This window comes from Pseudomonas sp. PDM22 (genome assembly GCF_014851965.1).
In the GTDB taxonomy this organism is placed as follows: Bacteria; Pseudomonadota; Gammaproteobacteria; order Pseudomonadales; family Pseudomonadaceae; genus Pseudomonas.
Map to the genome: position 1 here is coordinate 80,971 of NZ_JACVAR010000005.1, position 22,435 is coordinate 103,405.

The 22,435-nt window shown below is 64.8% G+C and carries 16 protein-coding genes and 1 pseudogene; 7 read left to right on the forward strand and 10 right to left on the reverse strand.

The window, feature by feature from the left end:
- Nucleotides 1–118 precede the first annotated feature (118 nt).
- Complete coding sequence (locus IB255_RS18350; protein WP_081519908.1) at nt 119–2,578, reverse strand: glycogen/starch/alpha-glucan phosphorylase; 2,460 nt, start codon at nt 2,576–2,578, stop codon at nt 119–121.
- A 230-nt stretch (nt 2,579–2,808) separates the two neighbouring features.
- Between IB255_RS18350 and IB255_RS18355 the strand changes: the two genes are divergently transcribed.
- Nucleotides 2,809–3,186, forward strand: a complete 378-nt coding sequence (locus IB255_RS18355; RefSeq protein WP_081519907.1) for a Rho termination factor N-terminal domain-containing protein — start codon at nt 2,809–2,811, stop codon at nt 3,184–3,186.
- A gap of 11 nt (nt 3,187–3,197) precedes the next feature.
- Here the strand turns inward: IB255_RS18355 and IB255_RS18360 are convergent, their stop codons facing one another.
- Nucleotides 3,198–4,055, reverse strand: coding sequence for an SDR family oxidoreductase (locus tag IB255_RS18360; RefSeq protein WP_081519906.1), 858 nt, complete (start codon nt 4,053–4,055; stop codon nt 3,198–3,200).
- 39 nt (nt 4,056–4,094) lie between these two features.
- Nucleotides 4,095–4,271: a metallothionein gene (locus IB255_RS18365; RefSeq protein WP_151187083.1), complete on the reverse strand. Its 177-nt coding sequence runs from the start codon at nt 4,269–4,271 to the stop codon at nt 4,095–4,097.
- A gap of 167 nt (nt 4,272–4,438) precedes the next feature.
- Here IB255_RS18365 and IB255_RS18370 point away from each other — a divergent pair, with 167 nt between their 5' ends.
- Nucleotides 4,439–4,951: a DUF4142 domain-containing protein gene (locus IB255_RS18370; RefSeq protein WP_081519904.1), complete on the forward strand. Its 513-nt coding sequence runs from the start codon at nt 4,439–4,441 to the stop codon at nt 4,949–4,951.
- A gap of 10 nt (nt 4,952–4,961) precedes the next feature.
- Here IB255_RS18370 and ligD read toward each other — a convergent pair whose 3' ends face one another.
- The 3 genes from ligD to IB255_RS18385 all read right to left on the reverse strand — a co-directional run bounded on the left by ligD (nt 4,962) and on the right by IB255_RS18385 (nt 9,202).
- Complete coding sequence (ligD, locus tag IB255_RS18375) at nt 4,962–7,481, reverse strand: DNA ligase D (protein ID WP_081519903.1); 2,520 nt, start codon at nt 7,479–7,481, stop codon at nt 4,962–4,964.
- 3 nt (nt 7,482–7,484) lie between these two features.
- The gene (locus tag IB255_RS18380) at nt 7,485–7,943 is read right to left on the reverse strand and encodes a phosphotransferase system, HPr-related protein (protein ID WP_081519902.1); all 459 of its coding nucleotides are present in this window, start codon (nt 7,941–7,943) and stop codon (nt 7,485–7,487) included.
- Between the two features lie 119 nt (nt 7,944–8,062).
- The gene (locus IB255_RS18385; protein WP_081519901.1) at nt 8,063–9,202 is read right to left on the reverse strand and encodes a carboxylate-amine ligase; all 1,140 of its coding nucleotides are present in this window, start codon (nt 9,200–9,202) and stop codon (nt 8,063–8,065) included.
- Between the two features lie 163 nt (nt 9,203–9,365).
- Here IB255_RS18385 and IB255_RS18390 point away from each other — a divergent pair, with 163 nt between their 5' ends.
- Nucleotides 9,366–10,739: an iron-containing redox enzyme family protein gene (locus IB255_RS18390; protein WP_081519900.1), complete on the forward strand. Its 1,374-nt coding sequence runs from the start codon at nt 9,366–9,368 to the stop codon at nt 10,737–10,739.
- Nucleotides 10,736–11,686: a class I SAM-dependent methyltransferase gene (locus tag IB255_RS18395; protein WP_192210644.1), complete on the forward strand. Its 951-nt coding sequence runs from the start codon at nt 10,736–10,738 to the stop codon at nt 11,684–11,686. Before IB255_RS18390 ends, IB255_RS18395 begins: the two co-directional genes overlap by 4 nt.
- A 90-nt stretch (nt 11,687–11,776) precedes the next feature.
- Here IB255_RS18395 and katE read toward each other — a convergent pair whose 3' ends face one another.
- Nucleotides 11,777–13,945: a catalase HPII gene (gene katE, locus IB255_RS18400; RefSeq protein WP_192210645.1), complete on the reverse strand. Its 2,169-nt coding sequence runs from the start codon at nt 13,943–13,945 to the stop codon at nt 11,777–11,779.
- A gap of 271 nt (nt 13,946–14,216) precedes the next feature.
- Between katE and IB255_RS18405 the strand changes: the two genes are divergently transcribed.
- Together IB255_RS18405 and IB255_RS18410 are read left to right on the forward strand one after the other, a co-directional pair.
- Nucleotides 14,217–14,732, forward strand: coding sequence for a DUF4142 domain-containing protein (locus IB255_RS18405; RefSeq protein ID WP_192210646.1), 516 nt, complete (start codon nt 14,217–14,219; stop codon nt 14,730–14,732).
- A 279-nt stretch (nt 14,733–15,011) separates the two neighbouring features.
- A pseudogene (locus IB255_RS18410) lies at nt 15,012–15,149 on the forward strand (iron ABC transporter substrate-binding protein); the annotation flags it as partial.
- A 279-nt stretch (nt 15,150–15,428) separates the two neighbouring features.
- On the opposite strand, the gene IB255_RS18415 reads toward IB255_RS18410, so the two are convergent.
- The 3 genes from IB255_RS18415 to epsC form a co-directional block, all read right to left on the reverse strand.
- Entirely contained in the window at nt 15,429–18,335 is a 2,907-nt protein-coding gene (locus IB255_RS18415; protein WP_192210647.1) for an autotransporter outer membrane beta-barrel domain-containing protein, read from the reverse strand.
- Between the two features lie 343 nt (nt 18,336–18,678).
- On the reverse strand, nt 18,679–19,545 hold the full coding sequence (dapA, locus tag IB255_RS18420; RefSeq protein ID WP_081519894.1) for a 4-hydroxy-tetrahydrodipicolinate synthase: 867 nt from the start codon (nt 19,543–19,545) through the stop codon (nt 18,679–18,681).
- Between the two features lie 341 nt (nt 19,546–19,886).
- Nucleotides 19,887–20,840, reverse strand: a complete 954-nt coding sequence (epsC, locus tag IB255_RS18425) for a serine O-acetyltransferase EpsC (RefSeq protein WP_139791650.1) — start codon at nt 20,838–20,840, stop codon at nt 19,887–19,889.
- 379 nt (nt 20,841–21,219) lie between these two features.
- Here epsC and ssuD point away from each other — a divergent pair, with 379 nt between their 5' ends.
- Nucleotides 21,220–22,362, forward strand: a complete 1,143-nt coding sequence (gene ssuD, locus IB255_RS18430; protein ID WP_192210648.1) for an FMNH2-dependent alkanesulfonate monooxygenase — start codon at nt 21,220–21,222, stop codon at nt 22,360–22,362.
- Nucleotides 22,363–22,435 lie beyond the last annotated feature (73 nt).

Here is a 22,435-nt window from a genome sequence, read left to right on the forward strand (position 1 = left end):
GTTTGCTTGATTTCGCCTGCAACCGCTGACCGCCCGGCAGAAAGTCAGCGCTTCCTCCGCGGCAAGCCCCGCGTCTTCGTAGCCAGGGCTTGCCGGCTGTCGCTGTGTCGCGAGCGGTTCACTCCCCGCCGACGGGCACCTGCCAGATGTCCTGGGCGTACTCGCGAATGGTCCTGTCCGAGGAAAACCAGCCGACTCGTGCGGTATTGAGCATCGAGGCTTTCCACCAGCGCGACGGCTTTCGCCAAAGCTGCTCCACGCGCTCCTGCGCGTCCCAGTAGGCGTCGAAGTCCGGGCAGACCATGAAGCGGTCGTCATGGCGCAGGCTGTCGATCAACGCGGTATAGCGCTGTGGGTCGTCCGGCGAGAACACGCCGCTGCTGACCGCCATAAGCGCCTCCTGGAGACGCGGCGAATCGGCTATTTCGTTGTGCATGGCCAGCTCCCCCGCCCGCTTGCGAGCCTCCACCTGCTGCGCCTTGAGGCCGAAGATGAACATGTTCTCCGGGCCGATACGCTCGCACATCTCCACGTTGGCGCCATCCAGGGTGCCGATGGTCAGCGCGCCGTTGAGGGCGAACTTCATGTTGCTGGTGCCTGACGCCTCCAGGCCCGCGGTGGATATCTGCTCGGACAGGTCCGCCGCCGGAATGATGGATTCGGCCAGGCTGACGTTGTAGTTGGGGATGAACACCACCTTGAGCAGCCCGCGCACGGTGGGATCGGCATTGACCGTGCGGCTGATGTCGTTGGCCAGCTTGATGATCAGTTTGGCCAGCACATAACTGGGGGCGGCCTTGCCGGCGAATATCTTCACCCTGGGCACGCGTTCGGTGGTCGGGTCGTTGCGGATGTCCTGGTACAGCGCCACGGTGTGCAACAGGTTGAGCAACTGACGCTTGTACTCGTGGATGCGCTTGACGTGCACGTCGAACAGCGCGTCCGGGTCGACACGCAGGCCCAGGCGCTCCTCGATAAGCACGGCCAGGCGCTGTTTGGCGTTGCGCCGCTGCTGGGCGAAGCGCTGGCGCACGGCGGACTTCTCGGCGTGGGCCGCCAGGTCGCGCAAGCGGCTCTCGGGGTTGTCCAGGACGTCGTCACCGAGGGTGTCGACCAGCAGTTCGGTCAGTTCGGGGTTGGTCTGGAACAGCCAGCGGCGGAAGGTCACGCCGTTGGTCTTGTTGCTGATGCGATTCGGGTATAACCGGTGCAGGTCACGGAACACCGTCTCGCGCATCAGTTCGGTGTGCAGTGCAGAGACACCATTGACGCTGTGCGAGCCAAGAAATGCCAGGTTGCCCATGCGCACGCGGCGGCCGTGGTCCTCCTCGATCAGCGAGACCGACCGCAGCAGGGCGAAGTCGTGGATGTCCTTGGCGCGCAGGGCGTCGATATGGAAGGCATTGATCAGGTAGATGATCTGCATGTGCCGGGGCAACAGGCGCTCCATCAGCCCCACCGGCCAGGATTCCAGCGCCTCGGGCAGCAGCGTGTGATTGGTGTAGGACAGGGTCGCCACGGTCAGCTCCCAGGCGTCGCTCCAGTCCAGCCCGCGCTCGTCCAGCAGCAGGCGCATCAGCTCGGCCACGGCGATGGCCGGGTGGGTGTCGTTGAGCTGGATGGCGACCCGCTCGGGCAGGCCGTACACGTCCTCGCCCTTGCCCAGGTGGCGCTGCATCAGGTCCTGCAGGGAGGCGGCGACGAAGAAGTACTCCTGGCGCAGGCGCAGCTCCTGTCCGGCCTCGGTGCTGTCCGCCGGGTAGAGCACGCGGGAGATGCTTTCCGCGCGCACGGTGTCGGCCACTGCCCCCAGGTGATCACCGGCGTTGAAGCGGTCGAGCTTGAGGGTTTCCTCGGCGCGGGCGCGCCACAGGCGCAAGGTGTTCACGCTGGCAGTGCGCCAGCCCACCACCGGCATGTCATAGGCAACCGCGCGAACGCGCTCTACCGGTTCCCAACGCTGGCGCTCGACACCATTGGCGTCCGGCTCGCTGTAGACGCTGCCGCCAAAGCCGACGCTGTAGGCGGATTCGGGACGCTCGAATTCCCAGGGGTTGCCGAAGTCCAGCCAGGTTTCGGTGTGCTCCTGCTGCCAGCCATCGCCGATCACCTGCTTGAACAGCCCGTGCTCGTAGCGGATGCCGTAGCCGTGGGCGGGGATGTCCAGCGTCGCCATGCTTTCCATGAAGCACGCTGCCAGTCTGCCGAGGCCTCCATTGCCCAGTGCCGCGTCTGGCTCCAGCAGGCGGATGCGTTCCAGGTCCACGCCCAGTTCCGACAGTGCCTGGCGTGCCACCTCGAGCAGCCCGAGGTTGCTCAGGTTGTCGATCAGCAGACGGCCGATGAGGAACTCCAGGGAGAGGTAGTACACGTGCTTGCGCGCGCTGCGATCGATGGCGCGGGTGGTTTCTTCCCAGTTATCCACCTGGTACTTGCTCGTGGCCAGGGCCACCGCTTCGAACCAGTCATGGTCAAAGGCGTCGGCCGGGTCCTTGCCGACCGCATAGCGCAAGCGGGTGAGCACGGCGTGCTTGAATATCTCGACTGCCGACTGATCGGGAATGCTGTCCAGGGCCATTGCCGTCTCCTGCTTCTGTCGGTGACTGATTGCCGATGGCGCACAAGGCGCCCCAGTGCATCTGTCCGCGAGGAAAACGCTGAGTTCAGACCTTTTCCTCCACTGGCATGGCCCGTTCATCAGAAACGCCGAACGATCGGCGACGAGCGGTTTCTCCCCACTGTGGCCCGCGCTGGCGGGCCCGGCGCTCGAAGAGCGTGCACTGACGCATCAGCCAAGGGAGAACAGCCATGCCACGGGGCGATAAAGACAAGTACACTGACAAGCAGAAGCGCAAGGCCGAACACATCGAGGAAAGCTACGAGAGCCGTGGCGTCCCCAAGGACGAGGCAGAAGCCCGAGCCTGGGCAACCGTGAACAAGCAGTCCGGCGGCGGCGAACGCAGCGGCGGCTCGGGCCAGAACAAGAGCGCACCGGCCAAGGCCGCCGCGCGGCGCAGCTCGGCCAAGCGCGCGGTAGCCACCAAGCAAGGCGTGCCGCGGCCTGACCAACCGCTGGAATCCATGACCAAGGCCGAATTGCTCAACCGCGCCCGGACCCGGCACATCGCCGGTCGTTCGAGCATGCGCAAGCAGCAGCTGATCGAGGCCTTGCGAAGCGCGGCCTGATCTCCTGCGGCTCAGCCGTTGACCACCGTCCCGCCGTTGACGTGCAGCACCTGCCCGCTGACATAGGAGGAATCGCTGCTGGCGAGGTAGACATAGGCCGGGGCCAGTTCTTCGGGCTGTCCTGGTCTCCCCATCGGCGTGTTGGTGCCGAAGGTCGCGACTTCCTCGGCATCGAAGGTGGATGGAATCAGCGGTGTCCAGATCGGCCCCGGTGCCACCGCGTTGACGCGGATGCCGCGCCTGACCAGGTTCATCGCCAGCGAGCGGGTGAACGAGGTGATCGCGCCCTTGGTGGATGAGTAATCGATCAGTTTCGGGTTGCCCTTGTAGGCGGTGATCGAGGTGGTGTTGACGATGGTGCTGCCCTCGCCCATCAGCGGCAGCACCGCCTTGGTCAGCTGGAACATGCCGAAGATGTTGGTGCGGAACGTCCGCTCCCACTGCTGCTGCGTAATGTCTTCCAGGCACTCCTGGGGATGCTGTTCCCCCGCATTGTTCACCAGTATGTCCAGACGTCCCCAGCGCTCCTCGACGCGGCGCGCCACTTCCGCGCAGAAGCCCGCATCGGCGACATCACCGGACATCTCCAGGCATTGCTGGCCGAGGGATTCGATGATCTGGCAGGTCTTGAGCGCGTCCTCGGATTCGTCGAGGTACAGCAACACCACATCGGCGCGCTCGCGGGCGAATGTCACCGCGACGGCACGGCCGATGCCGCTGTCGCCACCCGTCACGATGGCGACCTTGCCGGCCAGCTTGGCAGCAGCACGGTACTCGCCGGAGACGAACTCCGGCTGCGGGCGCATCTGTTCCTCCAGGCCCGGCTGCTGGTCCTGGTGTTGTGGTGGCAGGGTTTCGGTCTCGCTCATGGGGTTCTCCTTCGATGCACCAGGGCATCTCGGATGGGTTCAACCACGCGGCGGCTTTTGCTGTCCGCAATGGCAGTGCGTGTCCTGACAGTGTTTTTCGCCATCCGGATGGCCGTCGGCGCAGGCCTGGCAACAGTAGGCACGGCCTTCGCGGTACACGGCCGTGGCTCCCAGGCTGCAGGAACAGCCGGGGCAGGAGCAGCGTTGTTCATTCATGGATTGGTTACTCCAGCAGTGATCGACTCACTGGGTAGGCCGATGCCGGGGAGCTTGGTTCAGGCTTTTTCACCAATGGTTCAGGCCGCCAACCGGCTTTTCTGAACCGTGCGCCCAGGGCTGCGTCCACTGCGGTAGTCGCAAAGCCAGAAGAAGGAGAAATTCCCATGTCGACTCCCCTCGCCTCCTCTTACCTGCGCTGGTTGTTGCTGAGCTTCGCAGTGCTCGCCGGCAGCAGCTTTGCAGAGGGCAAGGCCGATGAATCAGCTTTCATCTCCGCCGCCCTGACCAACAGCCAGCAGCAGCTCGCTCGCGCCCAGCAGGCCATCCGCTACGGCAAGACCCTGGCGGTGCGCGACCAGGCCCAGGGCGTGCTGGACGAACATTCGGCGATGCTCCGCGACCTGCAGACCCTGGCGCAGAAAAAAGGCGTGCCGGCGCAGAGCGACGCCCCGCTGAAGCCGGAAAACAGTCAGGCGCCGCTCACCGCCAGTGACCGCTTCGATCATGACTATGCGGTGGCGCAGCTGCGATCGAGCAAGGAAGCGGTGACCTCCTTCGATCGCATGAGCAAGGAAGCCGCCGACGCTGACTTGCAAGGCTTCGCCCGTCTCTGGCTGCCGATGCTCTATCACCAGCGCGAACTGGCGGACCAGCTGGTGGCGTCGCAGGCCCCCTGAACCGCCACCTTCAGCCTTCCAATTGGTCGATCATCCGGCGAGTCAGGCGCTGCTTGGTGTTGGCCCAGCCCGCCCACGGATCGGCCGCCACCAGGCGTTCGTCGACGCTGGCAATCGTCCACTGATTCGCCGCCTTGAGCGTGGCAAGCTCATCGCGACGAACCGGTACGGATACCGGCAAGCCCTCTCGCGCCCGCACCGACCAGACGCAGACCGTGCTGGCGCCCCGAGTGTTGCGCAGATAGTCGATGAAGATTTTCCCGACGCGGTTCTTCGGCCCGGAAACGGCACTGAAACGATCGGGCATCAGCTTGGCCATATGCCGGCTGATGGCATGGGCGAAGTCCTTCACCTCGTCCCAGCTGTGACGCCGCTGCAGGGGGACGAGGATGTGCATGCCCTTGCCGCCGCTGGTCTTCAGGTACGCCGAGAGTCCGAGCTCATCCAGCAGCGTCAGGGTCAGCTGCGTCGCCTCGATCATCCGCTGCCAGGGCAGTGACGGGTCCGGGTCGAGATCCAGGACGAAGCGGTCAGGCTTCTCCAGATCATCCAGGGTGGCGTTCCAGGTATGCAGTTCCAGAGCGCTCATCTGCGCAGCGCCCACCAGCCCCCTGGCCGTGGCGATCCGCAGCAGCGGCGCATGGCCCGGATCGAGTTTCGGATCGAGCGGCTGCGCGCCTGGGATTTCCGTGCGCGAGGCATGGCGCTGGAAGAACTGCTCGCCACCGACACCATCCGGTACGCGCACCAGCGACACCGGGCGGTCAGCCAGCCAGGGCAGCAGGCGCTCGGCGGCCTTTTCGTAGTAATGCGCCACGTCGATCTTGCGCAGTTGGCTGGCAGGGTCGATCACCCGGTCGGGGTGGGTGATGGTCACGCCCTGCAGGGTGTTGCCCGGTGCTCCCTTCGCAGTCTTTTTTTCAGCGCCATGTGCGGCCTTTTTCGGTTTTTCCTCGACGATGGCCTGCACCGGCTTGTCACTGCGCAGGCCCTGGAATACCGCCTGGCGCACCAGCCCCTCGTGGGTCATTTCGGCAAAGGCGACTTCGCACAGCAGCGCCGGGCGTAGCCAGGTCACGCCCCTGGCGTCCGCGCCCTTGGGCGCGTCCTTCAGCGGAGAGGTCTTGCGCTGAAGAGGTTTGAGCTGCTGATGAAGGGTTGCGAGACTCGCTGCGCTGAAACCGGTTCCGACCTTGCCGGCGTAGCGCAGCGCGCCATCCTCGTCATGCAGGCCGAGCAGCAAGGCACCGAAGTGCGAGCGCGAGCCTTTGGGCTCGCTGAAACCGACAATGACGAATTCCTGCCGGCGCTTGCACTTGAGCTTGATCCAGTCGTGCGAGCGCTTCTCGGAATAAGGGCTGCCGGCACGCTTGCCGATCAGGCCTTCCAGGCCGAGACGACAGGCGCTGTCGAGGATGCTGCGCGGGTCGTCGGTGAAGTCTTCCGAGTAGCGCAACGCTTCATTGTCATTGCCGCGCAGGACCTGCTGTAGCGCCTGGCGGCGTTCCTCCAGCGGCTTGCTGCGATAATCCGCGCCGTCCAGCCAGAGCAGATCGAACAGGGTGTAGTGGATCGGCGCGGAGACATTGGCATCGAAGGCGTTCTGCAAGCGCTGGAAGTCCGGGCGCCCCTCCTCGTCCATCACCAGTATCTCGCCGTCCAGCCAGGCGGACTGTACCTCGAGCGCTGCCAGAGCCTTGCTCAGCTCCGGTAGTTTTTTCGACCAGTCGTGGCCGTTTCGCGTCATCAGGCGCACCTTGCCTCCATCGAGGCGAGCGAGGATGCGGTAGCCGTCGATCTTGATCTCGTAGCGCCAATCGCCGGGAGGCGGTGCGTCCACCAGCGTGGCGAGTTGCGGGGAAATGGCGTCGGGGAGCGTGGCTTTGCGGGTTGTCGTGGTCTGCTTGGCCGCCCTGGCCCGTTTGGGAGGCGTCTTTTTCGCCCCGGAAGACTCGCTGGGCAGCGATTGCCCGGTCACGACGCTCAGCGGCTCCTCGGCCAGGATGTCGAAGCGCGGATAATCCCGCGCCTGGTCGTCGCGTCCCTTGATCAGGAACCATTGCGGCTGGCGACCCGCCATACGGGTTCGCACCAGGTTCCAGCTGCCGGCGAGCTTGCTGCCTTCCAGGCGAAACTTCAGGTGGCCGCTCTGCATACCCTGGTGGGGATCGCCGATGGGCGTCCAGCGGCCTTCGTCCCAGACGATCACGTCGCCTGCGCCGTAGTGTCCTTCGGGGATGTGCCCTTCGAAGCGCGCGTAATCCAGCGGATGGTCTTCCACCTCGATGGCCAGGCGCTTCACGCTGGGGTCCAGGCACGGGCCCTTGGGCACTGCCCAGCTTTTCAGCACCCCATCCAGCTCCAGGCGAAAGTCATAGTGCAAGTGGCTGGCGTCGTGCTTCTGCACCACGAAGGCATACTCCCCGGCATGGCTGCCCGGCGCTTCACCACTGGGTTCCGGGGTGCCGCTGAAGTCACGCTTGCGGGCGTACTCCTTCAGGGTCTGATTCGGGACGGCGGCGCGGGCCATGGGTCATTGCTCCTCATCGGGGTCGGAGTCATCCCAGGGTTTGCCGTCCAACGGACGCACGCGGCCTTCCTCCGCCTCATCCAGGCCGATACCACCGCCAATCTCGCTTTCGCGGCGAATGTGCAGCTGCTTGTCCACCGGTGCGCTGTCGCCCGGCTCCAGCGGCGATTCGGTACCGTCCTCGTCGATCAGGGTTTCCGGGGCCAGATCGTCCATGCTCACGCCATCTTCCACGGCGCTGTCGCCCAGGGTCTCGCCACCGGTCTGGCCCATCTCGCGGCGGCGCTGCGCAGGAAACTCGCGCTCCACCTCTTCGGGCGAACGCTCGTCGCCGATGCGTCCTTCGGGAGCCTTCTCGAAATCCAGCTCGCGCACGCTGCCCATGCGGTCTTGGGTGTCGTCGATCTCGATGTGCTGCGGGTTGGGTTCTTTCTTCGCGGAGCTCTTGGCGGAACTGGTCATGGCGCTGCCTCCAGGGCTGAATGGTCCTTTGTGCGTTCAGGCCGGTTGAGCCGGCGCATAGCGCTGGAGTTCAGGTTTTCTGCTGGGAGGATCGGCAAGGACGGCAAGCCATCCGCCCGTCAGCCACGCGCTACTGCACCCGCCGCCAACCGGTTCTCCGCCAGCAGATGGTGCACCACCGCAACCAGCGCAGCCGCATCGGTTTGCCCCTTGCCACGCGCCGATTGGTAGGCCATGCGCTGCCGATCCGCGCTATTGCCTCCCTCGATGATCCTGGCGGCATGGGTGAACAGCCGCTGGCTTTCGTCGTCCCGCCAGTCTTCCACGGCTGCCTCCGCTCGCTGGAGCCAATCCCGCGCACTGACCACCTGATCGCCTTCCACCAGAAAGTGCCCCGCGCAGCCATGCCGCCGAGCCTGCCAGAAGTTCTCCGCCAGCAAGGCTCGCTGCCAGTTCGGCTCTTCAGGTTCGTGTGCCTCCCGCGCCTGGCTGACCAGCAGACGGAACAGGCCGGCGATGCACAGCGCATCGTCGATCCGCGGACAGGCGTCGGGGATGCGCAGCTCCAGGGTCGGGTAATGCGCCGAGGGCCGCAGGAACCACCAGGCGTGACCGGGCTCGTGCATCAGGCCGTACTGCAGGAGCAACGCGATGTAGCGTCGCCACTGCGACTCATCGGTGAATTGCGCGGGTGGCCCCATGCGCGGCCACTCCCCGCAGAGCGACTGGCGATAGCTGACCAGCCCTGTGTCACGCCCGCCCCAGAACGGCGATGACGCACTCAGGGCGAGCAGCAGCGGCATCCAGGGCAGTACACGGTTCATCACGCGTACACAGTCGATGTCGCGCACCTCCACATGCACATGCAGACCGCAGAGTAGGCTTTGCCGCGCCACCACGCCTGCCTCGTCGAACAAGCGCTGGTAGCGCGCGCGGAATGCAGGGGGCTGAGGGTGCGGATGGGTGAAGGGATGGGCAGCGACGCAGAGGGTTTCCAGCCCGTGGGAACGGGATATCCCGCGCAATCGGCGGCGGCGGTCGCTCAGAAACGCGGCTGCCTCGTCGAGCTGGCGCAGGACTGGGCTGACCAGTTCGTACTGGCACTGGAAGATTTCCTCCGCGACCTCCTCGCCCAGTACGCCACGGCAGGCATGGGAAAAGCCCAGTGGCACGTCGCGAGCGAGGTCCAGGCTGGCGGGATCGAGCAGGAAGAACTCCTCCTCGATGCCAAAACGGGGCAACGCGGGGCGTGCTGGCATGGCGGACCTCGCGGTATGGCAGTCATGGCTGGGACGCGCCGTCGCCGGTGGCGTTCAGTCTTTCGGCCCTTCGCCCCCTGCGCTTGGGCGTTTACTTGAAACCTTTGTTCGCCCGCTCACTCGCAAGAGAAAGCGTCCCGATTTTTCCAACGAGGAGCCCCGCATGACGCCACCCGCCTCCCGGAATGCTGTCGCCTCGTACCGCGAGCACTGCTCCATCCGCGATCTCTATCAGTCCCTGCTGCGCACTCCGCAGGACTGCCTGGAGCGTGCAGCCACGCTTCTTGATACGCAGCTGGACCTGCAGGCTGCCCACGACGACGAGCTGCCCGCCGACCCGCAACGCTGGGACAGTTGGCTGTCCAACCGCGCCGAACGCAGCGCACAGGGCTATGCCACCTACCTGAGCGAGCGCCGGGAAGGCGCACCGCGTCGGCACTTCGCCAACCGCGCCCATGCCCTGCACTTCCTCCAGGCCATCGCTCCCACCAAGCGGGTAGACGGCGCCTGGCTCTACGGTGTGCTCGACCACTGGAGCGACACGCGCCTGCTGCCGCTGGTACATACCTGCCTGGAAGAGCTGGGCCACGGTATCCCCGCGCGCAACCACGTGCTGGTGTACCAGCGCCTGCTGGACAGCCTGGGTTGCGATGCCCCGCCCGACCTGAGCGATGCGCATTACCTGCAAGGCACCCTGCAGCTGGCGCTGGGCTATCTGTCCGACGACTACCTGCCCGAAGTGCTGGGCTACAACCTGGGATACGAGCTGCCGCCGCTGCACCTGATGATCACCAGTTGCGAACTGCGCGAGTTGGGTATCGACCCGGAGTACTTCCGCCTGCACGTGACCATCGACAACGCTGCCACCGGTCACGGTCGCAAGGCATTGCAGGCGCTGGAAGCCAACCTGCCGCAGCTGGCCGATCGCGGCGCTTTCCTGCGCCGCGTGCACGCCGGATACCGACTCAACGACGCGGGGCTATCCAACCAACAGCTGCTCGATGGTTTCGACCTGGAAGCCGAAGTGGTCGCCATGCTTGAGCGCAAGCGGCCCTTCGCCAGGCAGATGCACGATGACCGTGCACGCATCGGCGGGCGCACGGTGAACCAGTGGATGGCCGGCCCCGGGCGCATGGGCGAATTTCTTGCTGCGTTGCAGCAACTCGGCTGGATCAGGCGTCACCAGGACCCCGCCAACAGTCGTCTCTGGGGCCTGATCTCCGGAGACAGCGCGGCCATGTTCGGTGTGTTCAATCCCTACGAGCGGCAGCTGCTGCACGACTGGATCGCCGGCGACTGGAGCGAGCCTGCGCAACGCAATCCCTGGGGCGGTAGCGAGAAAGCCAGCGCCGCACCACCGTCGGCACGCTCGGAGTTCGCCACCGAGGAGCGCGCCCTGCTCAACGAGCTGTCCACGCTTTCGCCGCGCAGCCGCATGCATCGCCTGGTCGCTCTCATGGCCCCGCACCGCCACTGGACACCAGCCGGGCTGCTGGCCACGCGCATCTACACCGACAAACTGGGGATCGAACCATGACTACATTCTTCGACTCGCGCCTGGAGACATTGATCACCCTGGGGCAGGAGTTGCAGGCGCAAGACTACCGTTTCACCACGGTCACCCCCGCGACCCACGCGCGCGTCAACGCCCGGCCGGAAAACCAGCTGGCCGGCGATCTGCAGGGCGTGTTCGGCTGGAGCCGGCTGTTCCCCGACGCGCTAGTCAGCGAGCGCATGCTCGCCCTGCTGGAAACCGGCGGACTGCTGCAGCGCCAGGACAGTCAATGGCGCAGCGCGGTGCGCTGGTCGAGCCTGGACGACCAGCTGTTCGCCCACTCCGCCTACCCGACGCTGGAAACTGACGCGGTGTTCTTCGGCCCGGACACCTACCGTTTCGCCCACGCGCTGCACCAGTATTTCCAGAGTGGTGAGGCCGGCAACGTGCGCCGCGCCGTGGATATCGGCTGCGGTGCCGGCCCCGGCGCCATCCTCATCGCCCAGGCCTTCCCGGAGGCAGAAGTCACCGCCGTGGACATCAATCCGCGCGCCCTGGACTTCACCCGTGCCAACGCCTATCTCGCCGGCATCGATGACCTGCAGATCCGCCAGAGCAACCTGCTGGAGCGCATCGAGGGGCAGTTCGACCTGATAGTCGCCAACCCGCCGTACCTGCTCGATCCGGACGAGCGCACCTACCGCCATGGCGGCGGAGCGTTTGGCGCGGGCCTGTCATTGCGCATCGTCGAAACCGCCCTGCAACGCCTGAACGTCGGCGGCTCCCTGCTGCTCTATACCGGCGCCGCGGTGGTCAACGGCGAGGCGCCCCTGCGCCGACAGCTGGACGCATTACTGATCGATCGTCCGGTGAGCTGGCACTACGAGGAGATGGACCCGGATGTGTTCGGCGAGGAGCTGGACAGCTCGGCCTACCAGCAGGCCGAGCGGATTGCGGCAGTGACGCTGACGGTAAAACGGCTGAGCTGATCATTTAGCAGGGCGGATAACGCTGCCGGCGTCATTCACCCTGCATTCTGACCTGCAGGAGCGGGACACGACCACTCCTGCAGGGCCAACTCAAGCCGGAATCTTCGCCACCTGCGCCTCCCTCGCCCAGATGCGGTGCAGCTTCAGCGCCTTCTCGAAAGCGGCGAACACATCCGCTGCCGAGCGCCCCTGGACGATGCCCTCGTCAGGCGACAGACCGAGTTGCCCCGGTAATGCCTGCGCATCGCCGCAGAAGGCCAGCGGCTTGAGGTGCTTGTAGGCTTCCAGCAGGTAATGCAGTGCGCGCCCGTCACCGCCGATCTGCTGGATCGCCTTGGCGCCGCCGGGGACGTACACCGCATCGAAGGCCACTGACGGCAAGCCATCCCAACTGGCGTCTGGAGTCAGCCATGCACCACCTTCTGCCTTCACCGGCGAAGTGCTCGGACCGATAAGCTTGCCGGCAGCTCCTGCCTTCTCGAGCGCATCTTTCAGGTCGCGCACATCACTCTCCCTGACGCCATCGGCGATCAGGACCGCCACCTTGCGCGAGCGGATATCCCCGGCCAGCAGGTTGGCCTGGCTCAGCGCCGGTGACGGCTTGGGCTGTGGCACCCTGGCTGCCTTGTGGGTGACCTTCACGCCGATCTGGCTGGCGACTTTCTCCGCGAGTTTCGGGCAGATATTGGCGAGGATTTCGTTTACCTCGCGCTCACGGATCGGCATCCGTTCCACCTTGGACAGCTCGAACACATAGGCCGAAGCGACATGCCCCTGCTCCGCCTCGCTGAGGCTGTGATAGAACAGCGCCGCCTGGGTGAAGTGGTCGGCAAAGGAATCGGCACGCACCCGCACCTTGGCGCCTGTCATAGGCTCGTGGTAGCTGGTGAAACCACCCTGGCGCGCGGCTGGCGGCGTCTCCTTCGGCCAGCCGTCATCGATGGAGTTCGGCTCATAGGCCGCGCGCCCCTTGTGCAGCATATGCTGGTGCAGGCCATCGCGCTGGTTGTTGTGGAACGGGCATAGCGGCTGGTTGATCGGGATCTGGTTGAAGTTCGGGCCGCCCAGACGCAGTAGCTGGGTATCGGTGTAGGAAAACAGCCGGCCCTGCAGCAGCGGGTCGTTACTGAAATCGATACCGGGCACGATATGGCCGGGGTGGAACGCGGCCTGCTCGGTCTCGGCGAAGAAGTTGTCCGGGTTGCGGTTGAGCACCATGCGCCCGAGCAGCTTCACCGGCACCCGTTCCTCGGGCACCAGCTTGGTTGGGTCGAGCAGGTCGAAGTCGAACTGGTCCGCATCGGCCTCGGGAATGACCTGCACGCCCAGTTCCCATTCGGGGTAATCGCCCCTCTCGATGTCGTCCCACAGTGTGCGGCGGTGGAAGTCCGGGTCCTTGCCGGCAAGCTTCTGCGCCTCGTCCCAGAGCAGCGAACAGACGCCGGATTTCGGCCGCCAGTGGAATTTCACCAGCGAACTGTCGCCTGCCGCATTGATCAGGCGGAAGGTGTGCACGCCAAAGCCCTGGATGTGCCGCAGCGAGATGGGAATCGCCCGGTCCGACATGGCCCACATCACCATGTGCGCCGACTCCGGAGTCAGCGAGACGAAGTCCCAGAAGGTGTCGTGGGCCGAGCCGCCGGTGGGCATCTCGTTGTGCGGTTCGGGCTTCACCGCGTGGACGAAGTCGGGGAACTTGATGGCGTCCTGGATGAAGAACACCGGCATGTTGTTGCCCACCAGGTCGTAGTTTCCCTCGTCGGTGTAGAACTTCACGGCAAAGCCGCGCACGTCGCGCACGGTGTCCGCGGAGCCGCGCGGGCCCTGCACGGTGGAAAAGCGCACGAACACCGGCGTCTGCTTGCCGGCCTTGCCCAGGAACGATGCCTTGGTGAGCGAGCTCCAGTCCTCGTACGACTCGAAGAAACCATGAGCCGCCGCACCGCGGGCGTGGACGATGCGCTCGGGAATCCGCTCGTGGTCGAAGTGGGTGATCTTCTCCCGCAGGATGAAGTCTTCCAGCAGCGAAGGGCCGCGTTCGCCGGCGCGCAGGCTGTTCTGGTTGTCGGCGATGCGCACATCGGTGTTGGTGGTCAGCGCCTCGCCAGTCGCGTCTTCACGGTAGCGCTCCAGGGCTTCCAGTTTTTCATTGGTGTTGCCCCGATCGATAGTCTCGGTGCCCGCCAAGCGGCTCTTCTTTGCAGTGGGTTTGGCCACGGTAGAGTCCTCCTCATCAGGATTCGAATCAGCGCGCGGCATGAAAGGACAGCCGCGTCGGGATCTACCTGATGGGACAGACCTGCCTCTGAGAGTTCACATATTCGCTCGACCTGCACCGAGAGCGACCGCCTTCGTCCTCGCCTGCGGCCCCTGCAACCGCTGACCGCCCGTCCCACGCGACAAACTGCTCTTCGAGCGGCCAATCCTTCCGCTCGCGACCGTTCATCCCCAGCACTGAACGCTCCCCGGCCAGGCTCGTCATCCGGACATGCCCCTGCTCGCGGGGCCTCATCCGACCAGAGGAATCACCATGAACATGACAGGCCATCTGCGAAACGGACTACTGTGCGCCCTCCTCCTCGTCGCCGCCCCGGTGATGGCGGAACAGAAGTCCGCACAGGACCAGCATTTCGTCAGCGAAGCGTCAGCCGCCGGCATGGCGGAGATCGACGCAGCAAAACTGGCGCTGAAGAAGAGCCAGTCTGCCGATGTGAAAACCTTCGCACAGCACATCATCGACGATCACGAAAAGGCCAATGCCACGCTGAAGTCGCTCGCCGCAAAGCACCAGCTGCAACTTGCCGACAGCGCCAGCCTGACCAGCCAGGCAAAGGCCAAGGTGCTCGACGTGCGCGAGGAGTCGTTCGACGCAGCCTATGCCAACAACCAGGTCAGCGCTCACGAGGAAGCGGTGAAGGTCTTCACCGACGCAGCCAACCATGCCGCCGACGCGGACATCAAGAACTTCGCCCAGCAGACCCTGCCCGTGCTCCAGCAGCACCTGGAGATGGCCCGGGATCTGGTCAAGGCGCACCCCTCCAGTTAATCCAGGGAGCGAATCTTCCCCCTCGCTTATCGTTCAGCGTGCAGCTGACCCCGAGGGTTCAGCTGCACCGCAGAACTGCCACCGCTTCTCGCCACGGCCCACCAAATGAGAACGACCATTTATTAACAGCCGACAGGCGAATATCGCCGCCACTCTCGGATTGATAGATAAGAGCGGCGTTTGATGAAATTGTGCGGAGCCTCGCTGACCGTCCTGCTGGCGATCGGAGCGCGGCGTTGCTGGGCGCGGAATCGACACGGGCGGCTTCGGATGACGACGGCATCGGATGACGACGGCATCGTGGTCTACGATGCCCAGCACGAGTCGCTGACCAAAGCCTGGAGCGAAGGCTTTACCCAGGACACAGGGATCAAGGTGACCTTGCGCAAAGGCGACGATATCGAGCTGGGCAACCAGACACGACCTCAGTCCCAGCCAGGTTTCGCCCCGTAGGCTCTCCTCCACGCCACCCAGTTGCCGCGAAGGAGACGCCTCGCCATGAATCCCGGTATGAGCTGAACAAGGTCCCGGAGGCCACGCTGGCCTTCCGGGTCAACAAGATCATGTCCACCACAGTGGGCGTGATGCTGTGCGGCGCCCTCCTCGCCGCCATTTTCGCAGCGTGGAAGCTCGGCGTGGATGCCGTGCCGAGCTTCTGGGTCACCTACACCCTCACCCGCCTCTTCGGCGCCTCGCTTACCACATCACCCGCACGCCGACCTTGGCGCCGACCGAGTGGCTGTCGCCGAAGTCCTGCAGGCTGGTGCGGCCCAGCAGTTCGCCGAAGAGCATGGAACGGTCGTCGTCCCAGTTCAGCGATGCGCCGACACCCAGGCCGGCCCACAGCGCCTGTTCCTCACTCTTCACATGCAGGTCCGACACGTTGGCCGAAGTCCCGTTGGCGAAGTCGTAGTACAGGTTGGTGATGCCGTAGAGGTGCGAGCGGCTGGTCTTGCCGTTGCTGGCGGTCCACTGGGTTTCGCGGTCCAGGGATACGCCCAGGCGCGAGACCTGACTGTCGCCGTTGTCGTCGGAGACCTTGGCGTCGTAGTCGTCGCGGAACGAGTCGAAGCTCACCTGCGACCAGCTCAGCTGGGCCTGCGGCGTCACCGACCAGGTCTGGTTCAGCGCCACGCGATGGCCGACTTCAACGCCAACGGCCACACCGTTGCCACGGTTGCCGTTCTCCAGCTTCTTGCCCAGCTGCGAAGAGCGCAGGTCGCTGTCGTACCAGCTGACAGTCGCCTGGCCGTCCACATAGGTGCCGTCGTTGCCGTACCAGGTGGCCGCGCCGCCGAAGCCGTAGCCGGTCACGTCGATGGAGCCATCGCCGTACTTCGAGGTCACGCCGGAGTTGGCGGTGCCGTAATGCAGGGTCGGGCCGACGACCAGGGTGCCGGCGTCGCTCTCATAGACCGGTGCGTCGAAGCCGGCTTCGAACTTCCACAGGTGCACGTCGTAGTTGGCGCTGCTGGTGCTGGACGATGGGTCGATCTGCGAATCGGAGCCCTCTGCCCTCACCCACGCACCGCGACCGATGGCAGGCCGGCCATCTTTCGCTTCGCTTTGCAGTTCGGCGTCCGGCTGCCAGTAGCGGTTGCCGACGCGCTGCTGCAAGGTGCCAAGTTCGTTGAAGCGCTGCAGGACGCTGGAGTAGCTCTCGTACAGGGCAACTGTCGGCGCCAGCAGCGGTCCGGACGGCGGCGTCACCGGAGGAACTACGGGCGGTGTCACCGGAGGCGTTACTGGCGGAGTCACGGGAGGAGTAACCGGAGGAGTGACCGGCGCATCCAGCGAGGAACGCAGGTACCAGCCGCCGTCATTGGAGGCCGTCACGCCGTTCTGGTACAGGCGATAGGCGTAGGCGCCCGCCACGACAGCCGGCTGGCCCTGATAGGTGTAGTTGCCAGCGAGGGTGAACAGGCCGTTGGACAGGCCCTGGACGTCGATCAGCTTGATGCCTTCCACGGTCGGTGCACCCAGCCCGCCGACGTTGGTGACCCGGATGGTACCAGTGCCGGAGGTATCGCCGGTGATCACCAGGCGGCCAGTCGCCGAGCTGTCGTCGCCCAGCACGGTGTTGACGGCCACCACGCCGCCATTGCCGATGTAGTCGCCATCGATGGTCAGCACGCCGGAACCGCCGCCCGGGGTGATAGTGCCACTGTTGCTGACGTTGCCGATCACAGTGCCGCTGCCGGACAGGGTGCCCAGGGCATTCACCGTCACCGGGCTGGTGATCGAGCCGTCGATGGCCAGGGTGCCGAGGTTGACGGTGGTCGGGCCGGTGTAGGTGTAGACGTCGGTCAGGAGCGTAGTGCCGCTGCCGTTCTGCGCCACGCCACCCGCACCGGTGATCTGCCGGTTGAAGGTATAGGTGTCGCTGCGGTTGAAGGCGAAGGTGGCGCCGCTGTCGACGACTACATCGCCGGCGAGGGTGCCGCTGGTGCCGCCGTTGCCGAGCTGCAGGGTGCCCTGCTGTACGTTCCAGGGGGCAGTGACAGTACTGTCGCCGATCAGCGACCAGGTGCTGCTGCCGGTTTTCTGGAAGATATCGAAGTTCTGATACTGCGCACCGAGGCTGGATACGTCGAACTGGTCATCGAGGTTCCCGCCCAGGCGGAAGATATCGGCGGTATTGGTCGCGCTGGCGATTACATTGCCGCGAATGTCCGAGCCTGCCTGCAGCTCCAGCGTCGAAAGGCCGGCGCCGGTGGCGAACTCGACGGCGTTGGCATAACCGCTGCCCGCATTGATACGCCCGGAGTTGACGATGGTGAGGTTGCCGGTGGGCCTGAACATGTAGATCGCCGCAGCACCGTCACCGGCCTCGATCAGCCCGGAGTTGGTGATCGTGCTGGTGCCCTGTGTGAGGCGGATGCCCATGCCGCCGGTACCGCCGTTCAGAGCGGCTCCGCCGCGGATGATGCCCTGGTTGATGATACTGGTGCCGACCGACACTCCATTGAAAACCCCTGCGGCAGACACGCCGCCGTCGCTGGTCCCGCCAACGATGACGCCGCTACCGGAGTTCACCAGGTTGGAAGCGGTGCTCGCCAGCGAGACCCCCGAACCCAGGCCGGTGCTGGACGCATTGAAATTGGTCGCAGCGCCGCCGGTGATCGTGCCGTTGTTGGTGAGCGTCGCTCTGGTCGAAACGGCGAGGCCAGTATTGCCGGAGACGTTGCTGCCAATGCCCTGGCCGCCGGTCACCGTGCCGTTATTGACGAACACGCCATTGCCAACGGCGAGGCCATATCCCGGCGTGGTTGCACTCGCCGCGCCGACGTAGGTGCCTTCGAAGGTGTAGTTCGAATTGATCGGAATGGTGCTGTAGATACTGGTCAGCACGAAGCCCTGGGTATCGATGGTGATGGACTTCGTCGTGACAAGGGTCGCGCCAGTGAAGGAAAAGCTGGCGGTCAGGTTGATCGTGGAGCTGCTGTCGGCGTCGGCGTTGGCGGCGACGACCGCTGCCTGCAACTCGCTCTGGTTGGAGGCGGTATAGACCCCTGCACAGGCAACCTGGGGAGCCAGGTTCGCTGCGACGAGGGCAAGAGTGATTGCAGAAAGTTGAGGCGCACGCACGCAAGTGCGCTGCATTCCATGGCACTTATAGGAGGACTTCATGTGATCCCGCTCGGTGTGTTTTATTTGTTACAGGGTTGAAGCGGCGGCGAGCTTAGATCACGGCTTGATCGGGAGATGCGAACGGTTAACAGCGGGGGGATTTAATGTTGTCAGCAGAACTCAATATTTATCAAACACCCGTCATTACTGGGTTTTCTGCGAATTTCCGGCACGCCGGTACTGGCACGATCGTAACGCGTTACGCGGAAATCGCTCGATTTAAGGTAACGCGTTACCAGGCGTATTCTTGTAGCTTATCCTGTACAGAATCCGCGCAGACATTAGAGCCGGAGCACCGGGTGCGTGCCGGCAGCGCCTAGTCGGCCAAGTCCTCCAGCACGCTTTTCAGACGCTCCAGCGTTGTCGGCGTGCAAGCCTGCATCGGTTCGCGCACCTCGTTGGCGATCAACCCCTGGAGCGCCAGCGCACCTTTCACGGCAGCAGGATTGGGCTCGGCGAAAGCCGCCTGCATCCACGGCAACAGCCGGTAGAACGTACGTCGCGCGGAGATCAGGTCGCCCTCTTCCATCTGCCGGAACATCCGCACGTAGAGATCGGCGCGCACATGGGAAGAAGCCGAGATGGCGCCGGCGCCGCCCAGGCAGAGGTTGGTGTAGATCTGCAGGTCTTCGCCGGTGAGCACCTCAACCTGGCCGTCCGCAATCAACGCCAGGGTGGTTTCCACATCGCCCGCGCAATCCTTGATCGCCACGATGTTCGGATGGCGCACGATACGACGCAGCGTCTCGCGCTCGATGCGCGCGCCGGTGCGGTAGGGAATGTCGTAGAGCACCACCGGGACACTGGCGGCGTCGGCCACGGTGCGGAAGAACGCCTCCAACCCGGCCTGGGATGGGCGAATGTAGTACGGCGCCGGCACCAGCACGCCCGCCACCGGGCGGCGCTGAATGTCCTGCAGGAAGGTCAGCAGCTCGCGCTGATTGTTGCCTGCCAGCCCCATGATCACCTGCTGCGCGGGCACCCACTGCAACACGGCATCGAGCACTTCCAGCTGTTCTTCATGGCTCAGTGCGGCCGCCTCGCCCGTGGTGCCGCAGACCACAAAGCCCGCGACGCCCTGTTCCAGCAATTGCGCCACCAGCCCCTGCAGCGCCGGATAGTCCACCGCACCATCACGAAAGGGAGTGACCAGTGCCACCCAGATTCCACGAAAATTCGACATGCAAAAACTCCTGTTGGCTGACCGTCGGGTCGCCGTCAGGGAGGGATGCGGGAATCAAGCGGGAGGGAGGTTCGACCTTGCGCCTTGTGTCCTGTCAGCCCATCTGACGGGACAGCGCCCCGGTCAAATGAGCGACTGTTTCTTCGATTTCTTGGCAACGACAACGCACGCGCAGGCCCGGGCAAGGAAGCCCGAAGCGGAGAGCGAGTGGTTGAAGATGGAGAACATGGAGCTCTCTTACCCAATATCAGGTTGCGCGAAATGTCTGACGGATACTGCTGAAGGAGCGGGAGAGCTGTCAACTCCCCCGCTTCGCTTTGCGTGTCCGCAGGTAGTGCCGGTCAGTCCTTTCCGCAACGGCTCTCATCGTGCTGCAGGCTGGCCTGACTGACCTGGCTGCCCGGCGGAACGCTGCGGGTCAGCCAGACGTTGCCGCCGATGGTCGAGCCCTTGCCGATGGTCACGCGGCCGAGAATGGTGGCGCCGGCGTAGATCACCACTTCGTCCTCGACGATCGGGTGACGCGGTTCGCCCTTGTGCAGCTGGCCGGTTTCGTCGGAGGTAAAGCGCTTCGCACCCAGGGTCACGGCCTGATAGATGCGCACCTGTTTGCCGATGATCGCCGTTTCTCCGATCACCACACCGGTGCCATGGTCGATGAAGAAGCTGCTGCCGATCTGCGCGCCAGGGTGGATGTCGATGCCGGTCGCCGAGTGCGCCAGCTCCGAGATGATCCGCGCCAGCAGCGGCAGGCCGGCGTTGTACAGATGATGCGCGAGGCGGTGGTGAATGATCGCCACCACGCCCGGGTAGCACAGCAGTACCTCGTCAACGCTGCGTGCAGCAGGATCTCCCTGGTAGGCGGCCATCACGTCGGCGTCGAGCAGCCTGCGCATCTCCGGCAGCGCGCGTGCGAAGTCGCGCACCAGCACCACGGCATGCTCATCGACCCGGCCGTCCACCACATCACCGCGCTGCCGCGCGCTGTAGCGCAGCTCCAGCCGGGCCTGTACCAGCAGCGCATTCAGCGCGGCGTCCAGGGTATGGCCGACGAAGAAGTCCTCACTCTCTTCGCGCAGGTCGTTCGGGCCAAGGCGCATGGGGAACAGCGCGCTGGCCAGGCGCTCCACCACTTCCTCGATGGACTGGCGCGAAGGCAGTTCACGACCGCCCTGCTCCGGGTGGCGGCCTGTGCGGCTGCGCCATTCATTTCGGGCGCCACGCAGGTCCTCGACGATCTGCGCCAGTTGCCAGTTCACCGGGCCATTCTCGTTCAGTCGATTGGCGTCGTTCATCGCTTGCTGTGTTCCTTGATTCACGGGGGCTTTCAATCACGATTGCCTATCCTGATCGGTCGCGCCGCGCAGGACAAATCGCCGGAAGGCATAACCTAATGTCTTTTTCGTAGGACAGAAGTGTTTCTGTAGCAACAGCGAATCAACAGTGATGTTGCTGCGGCAACACCCTTTTGCCATCAGAGGCGCGAAATCCGCGGCCTCCCGCTCTGGCACAGGCCTTGCTGCCGTGCAATGCCCGCCATGCAGCCGCCCTTTTCTCTTTCTGCCTGACCGAACGTACCGACGACGGCTGCCGGGCCCGAATTCCAATGAAGACTTGCCACGCGTGCACCGACGGGGCGACGCCCCATTTCGACGATGGCAACGAGGACATCCCATGAGTCTCGATATTTTCTGGTTCCTGCCGACTTCCGGCGACACCCGCTACCTGGGCCATTCCAGCAGCGGCCGCCCGGCCACCAACGAATACATGCGGCAGATCGCCGTGGCCGCCGACCAGCTCGGCTATGACGGCCTGCTGATCCCCACCGGCAGCAGCTGTCTCGACCCGTGGGTAACGGCCGCCAGCCTGGTGCCGGTCACCCAGCGCATCAAGCTGCTGGTTGCCCTGCGCACCTCGCTGGGCAACCCCACAGCCTCGGCGCGCCAGGCTGCGACCCTGGACCAGGCCAGCGGTGGTCGCTTGCTGCTCAATGTCGTGCCCGGCGGCGACAGCACCGAACTGGAAGCTGACGGCGTATTCCTCAGTCATGATGAGCGTTACGCCGCTTCCGACGAGTTCCTGACCATCTGGCGCCGTCTGCTATCAGGTGAAACCGTGGATTTCGCCGGCAAGCATCTGAAGGTCAACGGCGCGCAGAATTTCTTCCCGCCCGTGCAGAAACCCTACCCACCGCTCTACTTCGGCGGCTCCTCCCCTGCCGCACATGACCTGGCCGCCAGGCACGTGGATGCCTACCTGACCTGGGGCGAGCCGCCCGCCGCCGTGGCCGAGAAGATCGCCGACGTGCGCGAACGCGCGGCGCGCCAGGGGCGTACGGTTCGCTTCGGTGTGCGCCTGCATGTCATCGTTCGCGAGACCAACGAGAAAGCCTGGGCCGCCGCGGACGAACTGATCAGCCACCTGGATGACGCCACCATCGCCGCCGCGCAATCCAACTACGCGAAGATGGATTCGGTCGGTCAGCAGCGCATGGCTGCGCTGCATGGTGGTGATCGCAACAAGCTGGAAGTGGCGCCGAACCTCTGGGCCGGTGTCGGGCTGGTGCGCGGTGGCGCCGGCACGGCGCTGGTGGGCGATCCGCAAACCGTTGCCGAACGCTTGCTGGAGTACGCCGCGCTGGGCGTTGACAGCTTCGTGCTGTCGGGTTATCCGCATCTGGAAGAGGCTTATCGCTTCGCCGAACTGGTGTTCCCGCTGCTGCCCGGCAAGGGCCGCGTGACGGTGGACGGCGTACTTACCGGCGGTGCCTTCGACGTACGCGCCGGGCGCGAGAAAACCACGGAAGCGGCCGCCTGAAGCTCAATCCAGAGCGCTCGGCCGATGGCCGGCATTGCCCCTGAGTGATCAGGGGCTACTCTTGCCCAAGCCC

What these genes read in the sequence shown, in the direction of transcription:
- katE (WP_192210645.1), bottom strand. Translation starts at nt 13,945, where the DNA reads ATGCCGCGCGCTGATTCGAATCCTGATGAGGAGGACTCTACCGTGGCC.
- IB255_RS18405 (WP_192210646.1), top strand. Translation starts at nt 14,217, where the DNA reads ATGAACATGACAGGCCATCTGCGAAACGGACTACTGTGCGCCCTCCTC.
- IB255_RS18370 (WP_081519904.1), top strand. Translation starts at nt 4,439, where the DNA reads ATGTCGACTCCCCTCGCCTCCTCTTACCTGCGCTGGTTGTTGCTGAGC.
- IB255_RS18380 (WP_081519902.1), bottom strand. Translation starts at nt 7,943, where the DNA reads ATGACCAGTTCCGCCAAGAGCTCCGCGAAGAAAGAACCCAACCCGCAG.
- IB255_RS18355 (WP_081519907.1), top strand. Translation starts at nt 2,809, where the DNA reads ATGCCACGGGGCGATAAAGACAAGTACACTGACAAGCAGAAGCGCAAG.
- IB255_RS18365 (WP_151187083.1), bottom strand. Translation starts at nt 4,271, where the DNA reads ATGAATGAACAACGCTGCTCCTGCCCCGGCTGTTCCTGCAGCCTGGGA.
- IB255_RS18360 (WP_081519906.1), bottom strand. Translation starts at nt 4,055, where the DNA reads ATGAGCGAGACCGAAACCCTGCCACCACAACACCAGGACCAGCAGCCG.
- IB255_RS18390 (WP_081519900.1), top strand. Translation starts at nt 9,366, where the DNA reads ATGACGCCACCCGCCTCCCGGAATGCTGTCGCCTCGTACCGCGAGCAC.
- dapA (WP_081519894.1), bottom strand. Translation starts at nt 19,545, where the DNA reads ATGTCGAATTTTCGTGGAATCTGGGTGGCACTGGTCACTCCCTTTCGT.
- ssuD (WP_192210648.1), top strand. Translation starts at nt 21,220, where the DNA reads ATGAGTCTCGATATTTTCTGGTTCCTGCCGACTTCCGGCGACACCCGC.
- IB255_RS18350 (WP_081519908.1), bottom strand. Translation starts at nt 2,578, where the DNA reads ATGGCCCTGGACAGCATTCCCGATCAGTCGGCAGTCGAGATATTCAAG.
- IB255_RS18415 (WP_192210647.1), bottom strand. Translation starts at nt 18,335, where the DNA reads ATGCAGCGCACTTGCGTGCGTGCGCCTCAACTTTCTGCAATCACTCTT.
- ligD (WP_081519903.1), bottom strand. Translation starts at nt 7,481, where the DNA reads ATGGCCCGCGCCGCCGTCCCGAATCAGACCCTGAAGGAGTACGCCCGC.
- IB255_RS18395 (WP_192210644.1), top strand. Translation starts at nt 10,736, where the DNA reads ATGACTACATTCTTCGACTCGCGCCTGGAGACATTGATCACCCTGGGG.
- IB255_RS18385 (WP_081519901.1), bottom strand. Translation starts at nt 9,202, where the DNA reads ATGCCAGCACGCCCCGCGTTGCCCCGTTTTGGCATCGAGGAGGAGTTC.
- epsC (WP_139791650.1), bottom strand. Translation starts at nt 20,840, where the DNA reads ATGAACGACGCCAATCGACTGAACGAGAATGGCCCGGTGAACTGGCAA.